Raw genomic sequence first — 8,168 nt, 5'->3', positions numbered from 1 at the left:
GGTTTCTCCCACGGCGCGGGAGACAGCGAGCAGGCATGCGGAGACAATACCCGGTAGGGCGGCGGGCAGGACGACCCGCTTGATGGTCTCGCTGGGGAAAGCCCCCAGGGCGAGGGACCCCTCGCGCAGGTTTTGCGGTACAGCGCTGATGACGTCATCGGCCAAGGAGGAAACCAAGGGGATGATCATGATGCCCATGACCAGTCCGGGGCTCAAGGCATTGGTGGAATCCGCCTGCAGTCCCAAACGGCCGGCGGTCTCGACGACCAATGGGCTCACGGTGATGGCGGCGAAGAAGCCGTACACCACGGTGGGGATGCCCGCTAAGATTTCCAAGGTGGGCTTGGCGATGCGCCGGATGAGCGGCGAGGCGTACTCGGACATGCAGATGGCGGAAAAAAGTCCCACCGGGATGGCCACGCTCATGGCAATGCAGGTGATGAGCAGCGTTCCGGCAAAAAGCGGGACTGCGCCGAAGAGACTGCTGTCCACCGTGCCGTCGGGCCGCAGGGCGTCGTCCGGATTCCATTGGGTGCCGGTGATGAACTCCCACAAAGACACCAGCCGAAAAAAGTGGATGGCCTCAAAGATCACTGAAGCCACAATGCCTATGGTGGTGAGGATGGAGATCAGCGAGGCCACGAAGAGCATACGCTGAATCGTCTTCTCGATGGCTTCCCGGGCCCGAAAGTGGGGCTGGATGGCCCGGAGCGCGAGGAAAAGCCCCACCATTGCGGCGACCACGGTGGAGGCGGCGACCACCGGCATGGGGATGGAGAGGATGCCGGCAAGGTAGAGGCCAAGGGCCGCAAGGTTGATGGCGAGCGCAGGTTTGGCAGCCCCGAGCACGGCATACCAACCAAAAATGCCGGCAGAGCCAGCAAAGGGGGACGGCGTCGCGCTTTGGGCCAGGTGCTTGCCCCGACCCAGTCGATATCCAAAGGCCGCCAGGGGAAGAAGACCCAAAAAAAGCACGATGGTCAGTGTTTGCGTCACGGTGATTGCCCCAAGCACGCGGGAAGGGCCGAGCCTTCCCGCGTGTTGCGTGTGGTTACTGGAGTTCGTCCTTGGTCAGCTTCACCCGGTTCAGCACCTTCTGCCGGGCCTTTTCCCGCACGTCCGCGGGCAGGGGCACGAGGCCGATGCGCTTGAGGGCCCCTTTGTCGCCGATCATGCGCTCGCTCATGAAGAGCTCCACGTACTCCTTGAGCCCCGGAATCTTATCGTAGTGGGCGTTCTTCACATAGAAGTACAGGGATCGGGAGATGGGGTAGGTGCCTTGGGCGATGGTATCGAGGCTGGGAGTTACGCCATCGATGGTCGCGGCCTGGATGGTATCTTGGTTTTCCTCAAGGAAGCTGTAGCCAAAAATACCCACGGCGTTTTTGTCCTTGGCGAGCTTTTGGACGATGAGGTTGTCGTTTTCGCCGGCAGGCACGTAGGCGCTGTCCTGACGGACCTTTTTGTAGCCCTTTTCGTAGCTGCCCAGTTTGTGGGCCACCTTTTCGATCACCAGTTCTTCAAAGGCATCCCGGGTGCCCGAAGACGTGGGCGGGCCGTAGATGACGATGGGGCGTTTGGGCAGATCCGGGCTGATCTGGTCCCAACTGGTGTAGGGGTTGGGGATGAGTTTGCCGTCTTTGGGGACCTCGGCGATGGTGGCCAGGGCGATCTGCTCCAGGGTGAGCTTGAGGGGCGCGTCGTCCTTGTTCTGGGCGATCACGATGCCGTCAAAGCCGATGAGGGCCTCGGAGATGTCCGTCACCCCGTTCTGTTCCGCGGTTTCGAACTCCGAGCGCTTCATGCGGCGCGAGGAGTTGGTGATGTCCGGGGTGTTTTCTCCCATGCCCGCGCCAAAGAGCTTGTGGCCGCCGCCCGAACCCGTGGATTCCACCACCGGGGTCTTGAATTTGCCTGTGGCGCCGAGCTCTTCGGCCACGAAGCTGGAAAAGGGAAATACCGTGGACGATCCCACGATCTTCACCTGATCCCGCGCCTGGGCCAGGCCGGTGCTGGCCACGAAGAGGGCCGCGGCAAGAAGTACCTTACAAAATCCACGCATAGTGTCGTCCTCCGTGTCATGGGTTTGGGGTGAATGGCTGGGGGAGGATGTACGCAGGGCTTGTGACAGCGGTGCGGTTTCTTGGTGACAAGTTGGTGACAGATGCGATGCGTGTTTCTGTGCTGGGTACGTGATGATGCCTCCCCGGCCCGTTGTGTGGGCCGGGGAGATTTTTTATCGCGCGCGCCGGTCGCGGACGCAGACGCTTCCGGGCAGCGACTTGGCGTAGCCTTTCACCTGGGCTGCGGTCTCGCTCAAGCTTTGCAAGGTGCAGCCTTGGCAGCGCTGTTCCACAATGGCGATGGAAACCGATACCAAGGGAAATTGCCGTTCCTGGCCGTCGCGGCCTTTGCCGAAAATCCAGCCGCGGGCCCGGTCTTCGGGGGTGTAGTGGAGCGGCGCCAAACGCCGGAAGCAGCGCACCACCGCCTTGCCGATGCGATCCGCCCGGGCAGGGTCCACGATGGCCACGAAGTCGTCGCCCCCTACATGGGCAAGAAAATCTCCATGGCTGCCATGCCGGCCAATGGCCCAGGTCAGGATGCGGGCGAGGAGCAAGATGATCTGGTCGCCCTTCTGAAAGCCGTAGACGTCATTGTAGACCTTGAAGTTGTCCAGGTCGGCGTACATGAGGCAGATGCGATTGTCCCGGCGCAGGGCCAGTTCCAGCTCTTTTTCCAGGGTGACGTTGCCCGGCAGCCCGGAGAGGGGATTGACTCCCTTGGCCATCTCCACCTGCACCTGGGCCAAGGACTGGAGCATGTCGTGCACCGTGGCGGTGCCCAGCACCCGCTCTTCCGAGGTGACGATGACGTCGTCGTACACCTTGATGGCGGCGCGGCCGTGGGCGCGCTGGGCGATGATCTCTACGGGCTCTTGTTCATCGGCCACGAGCGGGGCCTTGTCCATGATGCTGGTGATGGGTTTGTCGGCGTAGAGGGAGCGGCCATAGAGGGAGGCCAAATGACGGTCCAGTCCATGGGCCATGATCAGACCCACGGGACGGTTTTCCTGGTCCGCCACCACCACGGCATGGGCGGCGCTGCGTTGCAAAAGACGTTGCACCTCGGATACCTTGGTGTCGGGAGTGACGGTGGGGACGGGTCGTGCCAGGCGGCCGATGGGCGCGGAGCATGCCAGGCGGGCGGCGAGGCGTATCCGCGGCGGAGCCATATCCCGGATGTCGATCCCGACTTCGTTTTTGGGAAAGCAGGGGCGGCCGAGAAAATAGCCCTGTCCGAAGCCCACGCCGATATCCATGAGGGCCGTGGCCTCGCCCTTGCGTTCGATGCCCTCCGCCACGATGTGGGCGCCGATTTTTTCCGCGAAGGTGACCATGGTCTCCATGAGGGCGCGGCGTACCGGGTCTTTGTCCACGTCGCGCACCAGCCCCATGTCGATCTTGATGAAGTCCGGCCGCAGGGCGGCGATGGTGGCGAGTCCCGAGTGTCCGGCGCCGGCATCGTCCACCGCCACCCGGAAGCCCTGGCTGCGGTAGTGTTCCAAGGTCTTTTGGAGAAGCGCCAGGTCTTGGATGGCATGGCGCTCGGTGATCTCGAAGACCACCTGTTCGGCGGCGATGTGCGCGGCGTCCAAGAGTTCGCGCGTGGTGCCTGGGGTGAAATCGGGGTCCGCGATGGTGCGGGGATGGATGTTGAGAAAGAGATTCTGGTTGGGGGCCAGCCTTCCGATCTGGGCGATGGCCTGGGCGCGGCACACCTGCTCCAGGGCAAAGAGCTGTCCGCATTTTTCTGCAACGCAGAAGAGTTCCATGGGAGAATGGAGGGGGCTGTCCTTGGGGCCGCGGGCGAGGGCCTCCCAGGCAAAGACCGCGCCGGTGCGCAGATCGAAGATGGGTTGGTACAGGCAGTGGATCTGCCGTCCATGAAGGATGCGGCGAAAGAGGCTGTGCTGGGGGATGTGCACCCGAACGGAAAGGGCCTGTTTGGCACCGGTAGCGATGGATCCGAGCATGGGAAAGAGACCTCCTGCAAAGGTGACGCGTGTGCTTTGGCGAGGGCATGTGACGTTTTCGCGAAGACCGCAGGGCGCTTGCGTCACAAGATGCTTTGTTGCAGGCTTGTCACAAAACCGCCTCGGGTTCGTGACGGGGGCGTGGCACCAACGGCGGGTACGACGACACGGGAGAGGTGCATGGCGCACAATATTTTGGTGATCGAAGACGACGCGGACATTGCCAACCTTTTGGCGTTTCATATCAAGGCCGCAGGCTATGGATGCACGGTCACTCGCGATGGCAAGGCCGGCGTGCGCCTTGCCCACAGCGAGCGCCCGAGTCTCATCCTTTTGGATCTCATGCTCCCGGGCATGAGCGGCCTTGAGGTGTGCAAAACCCTCAAGAGCGCTCCGGAGACCGACCATATCCCCATCATCATGCTCACTGCCCGGGGCGAGGAGGTGGATCGGGTATTGGGTTTTGAGCTCGGGGCCGAGGATTATGTGGTCAAACCTTTCAGCCCGCGGGAACTCATGCTGCGCATCAAAAATGTGCTGCGTCGCCGCACTCTCCATGCCGGCGCTCCTCAGCGGTGGGAGCGTGGCGGGCTGGTGGCCGATTTCGAGGCGCATATCCTCTATGTGGATGGCGAGGACGTGCATCTGACCCGTACCGAGTTCGCCTTGCTGGCGGAACTCGTTCACCGGGAAGGCAAGGCCCTTTCCCGGGAGCATTTGCTCTCCACGGTTTGGGGCTATGAGTTCGAAGGCTATTCCCGTACCGTGGATACCCACGTGCGCCGGCTGCGCCGCAAGATGGGCCCGTATGCCGATCTCATCGAGACCGTGCGCGGGATCGGGTATCGCCTGCAACGGGCGAAGGAGGAGGCATGAGATTCGGGCGATCGGTGCGTGGCCGCTTGTGGATTGCCGGCCTGGGCATTGTGCTCGTGGCGGGAGTGGTGGTGGCTTTTTTGATGGGGCGCACCGTGCTTCCGCAAATGGAGGCGGAAACGATCCAGCGGGCGCGACAAGAGGCCCAGGCAACCGTGGCGTTGGTGCGCCGTCTGGCTCCGCCCACGGTGGAGGTCGCCGACGAGACCTTGCGTGATGTGGCGGTGGCCTTGGATGCCCGTATCACCTACGTGGAGCGGCAGGGGGCGGTGGTGCTCGATACTTCCCTGCCGCTGGACAAGGCGCGAAAGCTGGAAAACCACGCCACCCGGCCTGAGATCATGGAGGCGCTGGCCTCCGGCACGGGAGTGGCCGTGCGCGCAAGTGATACATTGCAGCAAGATATGGTCTACGTGGCCCTGGCGGTGCCTGCGGTGGGAGGACTTCCCGCCGGCGTGCTGCGCTTGGCGGTGCCGTATGGAGACGTCGGCAGGGTCGTCGCCCAGGCCCAGGCCCAGGCCATGGGGGTTTTTGCCGTGGTGGCTGTCCTGGCGTTGGTGGGGGTGGCCCTGGTGGCGCGCTCCCTGCAAAGGGCCATCGGTGCCATCAGTCAGGAGATGGCCCGGGTGGGCGACAACGCCATGCCGCGGTTGGACGACGAAGCGGCCCTGGAGGAGCTTGTCCCGCTGATTCGTGCCTTCAATGCCATGGCGGCGCGGGTGCAGGCCCATCTGGCCACAGTGGTCAAGCAGGGCCGCGAGCTGGAGGCCGTGCTCAACGGCATGCGAGCCGGCGTGGTGGTGCTCGACACCCATGGCCGCATCGTGCGCGGCAACCCTGCGGCCCGGGATCTGTTTGCGGATCTGGAGTCCTTCGTGGGGCGACAGATCATGGAGCTGACCTTGGAGCCCGCCTTGCAGCAGGGCTGTGAGGAAGTCCTTGCCCGCCGCACACGCGGCGAGGGCAGTCCGCTCAAGGTGGAGGCGACCATGGGCGGGCGCATTTTCGACGTTTCCTTGGTGCCGGTGCCCGAGGACCCGGACATTGGCGTCATCCTCCTCTTTCACGACATTACCGCCATCAAGCGGGCGGAGCAGGTCCGGCGAGATTTTGCGGCCAACGTCTCGCATGAATTGCGCACCCCGCTGACCTCCATCAAAGGCTACGCCGAGACCCTGCTGGGACTGGAGGCGTGCGCCACGGAGCCGGTGCGCGGATTTGTGGAGACCATCCTGCGCAATGCCAACCACATGCACGCCCTGGTGGAGGACGTGCTCCAGCTCTCCCGTCTGGAACACGGTCGGGTACAGATACCCCTTGCGCCTGTCGCCCTGACCAGCGTGGTCGCTCTGGCATGGAGGGGATTGTCCGTGCCTCATGGGGTGACGCTGGAGGTGGAGGTGGATGCCCTCCCCTTGGTGCAAGGCCACCAGGACTCTTTGGTGCAAGTATTTCGGAATGTTTTGGAAAACGCCCTCAAGTATGTCCCGCTGCCGGGCGGCCGGATACGCATCCATGGCGCAGTCCACGACGGCAGGGTCTTGGTGCATGTGGACGACAATGGCCCCGGCATCCCGGCCGAGGATGTGCAGCGTGTGTTCGAGCGCTTTTTCCGTGTGGAAAAGGACCGTAGCCGTACGGTGAGTGGTACTGGCCTCGGGCTCGCCATCTGCCGGCACCTCATGCATCTTCTTGGTGGGTCCATCGTGGCCCAGAGCCCGGTGCCCGGACAAGGCTCCGGCGCTCGTTTCACCATCACATTGCCTGGAGCTGGAGTGTGACCATCCCATGAGCACCCAAGTGAAAATCGCCGCCCGCCATCTGGATTTCTATTATGGCGAGGCACAGGCCCTCTTCGACGTCTCCTTTGACATGTATGTGCGCCAAGCCACGGCCCTCATTGGTCCGTCGGGGTGCGGCAAGTCCACGTTCTTGCGCTGTCTCAACCGCATGAACGACCTCATTCCCGGCACCCGTACCACCGGGGAACTCACTATGGACGGCCAAGACATCCTCGGCCCAGCCGTGGACGTGGTGACCTTGCGCCGCCGTGTGGGCATGGTCTTCCAAAAGCCCAATCCTTTTCCCAAGAGCATCTTCGATAACGTGGCCTATGGCCTTCGCGTCAATGGCGCCCGGGACAAGGCCTTCATCGCCCAGCGGGTGGAAGAGAGCCTGCGCCTGGCAGCCTTGTGGGACGAGGTGAAAGACCGTCTGCATGATTCGGCCCTGGGGCTTTCCGGAGGCCAGCAGCAGCGGCTCTGTATTGCCCGCGCCCTGGCCGTGGAGCCGGAAGTGCTGCTCATGGATGAGCCGGCCTCGGCCTTGGATCCCATCGCCACCCAGAAGATCGAAGAACTCATTTATGATCTCAAACAGCGCTTCACCATTGTTATCGTGACCCACTCCATGCAGCAGGCCGCCCGAGTCTCGGACCGCACGGCCTTCTTCTACATGGGCCGGCTCATCGAAGTGGGGGATACGGAGCAGATCTTCACTCGGCCGGCCAATGCGCAGACCGAGGACTATATCACGGGCCGCTTTGGCTAGGCCGCAAGGAGGAATGCGTTATGACGACCCATCTCCATGGGGAAATGGAACGTCTGCGTCTGCAGGTGCTACATATGGTGCGCTTGGTCGAGAATGCAGTGACGAGGGCGATCCAGGCCTATGTGACGCGGGATGAATTTTTGGCCGAGGCCGTGGTGGACGGCGATGCCGAGGTCAATGCTCTAGAAGTCTCCATCGACGAGACTTGCCTCAAGCTCCTCGCCTTGGAGCAGCCTGTGGCCAGCGACTTGCGTTTCGTGCTGGGCTGCATGCGCATCAGCGTCGATCTCGAACGCATTGCTGACGAAGCCGTCAACATTGCGGAGCGGGCGATGATTTTGAGCGCGCGGCAGCCCCTTCCTTTCCAAAAGCCTATCGAGTACATGGGGGAGCGAGCCCTGGCCATGCTGCGCAGCGCCACCCAAGCCTTTGTGCGTGGGGATACGGAGTTGGCCTTGGAAATATGGCGCTGTGATGCGGAGATCGACACCCTCAACCATCGCAACATGCGTGAGGTCATCGAATATATGCTCCACGAGACGCCGGCCATTGAGCGGTCCGTGCATACCATCCTCATTGTCCGGCATTTGGAGCGCATCGCCGACCTGGTGACCAATATCTGCGAGTCGGTGGTGTTCATCGTCAAGGGTATCAACATCAAGCACAAAAACGCCTTTGATCAGCGCTAGACTGCCTTGGCGCGTCC

7 protein-coding genes (1 of these 7 only partly in view) are annotated in these 8,168 nt (G+C 62.6%); 4 read left to right on the top strand and 3 right to left on the bottom strand.

The window, feature by feature from the left end:
- From pstC to QMF81_RS10395, 3 genes are all read right to left on the bottom strand, one after another.
- A protein-coding gene (gene pstC / locus QMF81_RS10405; RefSeq protein ID WP_281752970.1) for a phosphate ABC transporter permease subunit PstC crosses the window boundary here: on the bottom strand, positions 1-1,002 show its 5' portion. It extends 231 nt beyond the left edge of the window; only the first 1,002 of its 1,233 coding nucleotides appear in the window; its start codon is at positions 1,000-1,002; its stop codon lies off the left edge, out of view.
- Positions 1,003-1,051: 49 nt separating this feature from the next.
- Positions 1,052-2,062 (bottom strand): PstS family phosphate ABC transporter substrate-binding protein, encoded by a 1,011-nt coding sequence (locus QMF81_RS10400; protein ID WP_281750735.1) that lies wholly within the window; start codon positions 2,060-2,062, stop codon positions 1,052-1,054.
- A 174-nt stretch (positions 2,063-2,236) separates the two neighbouring features.
- On the bottom strand, positions 2,237-4,036 hold the full coding sequence (locus QMF81_RS10395) for a bifunctional diguanylate cyclase/phosphodiesterase (protein ID WP_281750734.1): 1,800 nt from the start codon (positions 4,034-4,036) through the stop codon (positions 2,237-2,239).
- Positions 4,037-4,216: 180 nt separating this feature from the next.
- Here QMF81_RS10395 and QMF81_RS10390 point away from each other — a divergent pair, with 180 nt between their 5' ends.
- The 4 genes from QMF81_RS10390 to phoU are packed head-to-tail and all read left to right on the top strand — an operon-like array spanning position 4,217 to position 8,151.
- Positions 4,217-4,912 (top strand): response regulator transcription factor, encoded by a 696-nt coding sequence (locus QMF81_RS10390; protein ID WP_281750733.1) that lies wholly within the window; start codon positions 4,217-4,219, stop codon positions 4,910-4,912.
- Positions 4,909-6,693: an ATP-binding protein gene (locus tag QMF81_RS10385; RefSeq protein WP_281750732.1), complete on the top strand. Its 1,785-nt coding sequence runs from the start codon at positions 4,909-4,911 to the stop codon at positions 6,691-6,693. The genes QMF81_RS10390 and QMF81_RS10385 overlap by 4 nt, the downstream gene beginning before the upstream one ends.
- A gap of 7 nt (positions 6,694-6,700) precedes the next feature.
- A complete protein-coding gene (gene pstB, locus QMF81_RS10380) occupies positions 6,701-7,462 on the top strand; it encodes a phosphate ABC transporter ATP-binding protein PstB (protein ID WP_281750731.1) in 762 nt (253 codons plus the stop codon).
- Positions 7,463-7,482: 20 nt separating this feature from the next.
- Complete coding sequence (phoU, locus tag QMF81_RS10375; RefSeq protein WP_281750730.1) at positions 7,483-8,151, top strand: phosphate signaling complex protein PhoU; 669 nt, start codon at positions 7,483-7,485, stop codon at positions 8,149-8,151.
- Positions 8,152-8,168: the final 17 nt, after the last annotated feature.

The sequence above is a fragment of the Thermodesulfomicrobium sp. WS genome (assembly GCF_027925145.1).
Lineage (GTDB): Bacteria > Desulfobacterota > Desulfovibrionia > Desulfovibrionales > Desulfomicrobiaceae > Thermodesulfomicrobium.
The sequence above is the reverse complement of the archived record's forward strand: the minus strand, read 5'-3'. Positions and strand labels throughout refer to the sequence as shown.

Excerpts from the sequence above, each read along its gene's own strand:
- phoU (WP_281750730.1), top strand. The coding sequence starts at position 7,483 with ATGACGACCCATCTCCATGGGGAAATGGAACGTCTGCGTCTGCAGGTG.
- QMF81_RS10390 (WP_281750733.1), top strand. The coding sequence starts at position 4,217 with ATGGCGCACAATATTTTGGTGATCGAAGACGACGCGGACATTGCCAAC.
- QMF81_RS10395 (WP_281750734.1), bottom strand. The coding sequence starts at position 4,036 with ATGCTCGGATCCATCGCTACCGGTGCCAAACAGGCCCTTTCCGTTCGG.
- QMF81_RS10385 (WP_281750732.1), top strand. The coding sequence starts at position 4,909 with ATGAGATTCGGGCGATCGGTGCGTGGCCGCTTGTGGATTGCCGGCCTG.
- QMF81_RS10400 (WP_281750735.1), bottom strand. The coding sequence starts at position 2,062 with ATGCGTGGATTTTGTAAGGTACTTCTTGCCGCGGCCCTCTTCGTGGCC.
- pstB (WP_281750731.1), top strand. The coding sequence starts at position 6,701 with ATGAGCACCCAAGTGAAAATCGCCGCCCGCCATCTGGATTTCTATTAT.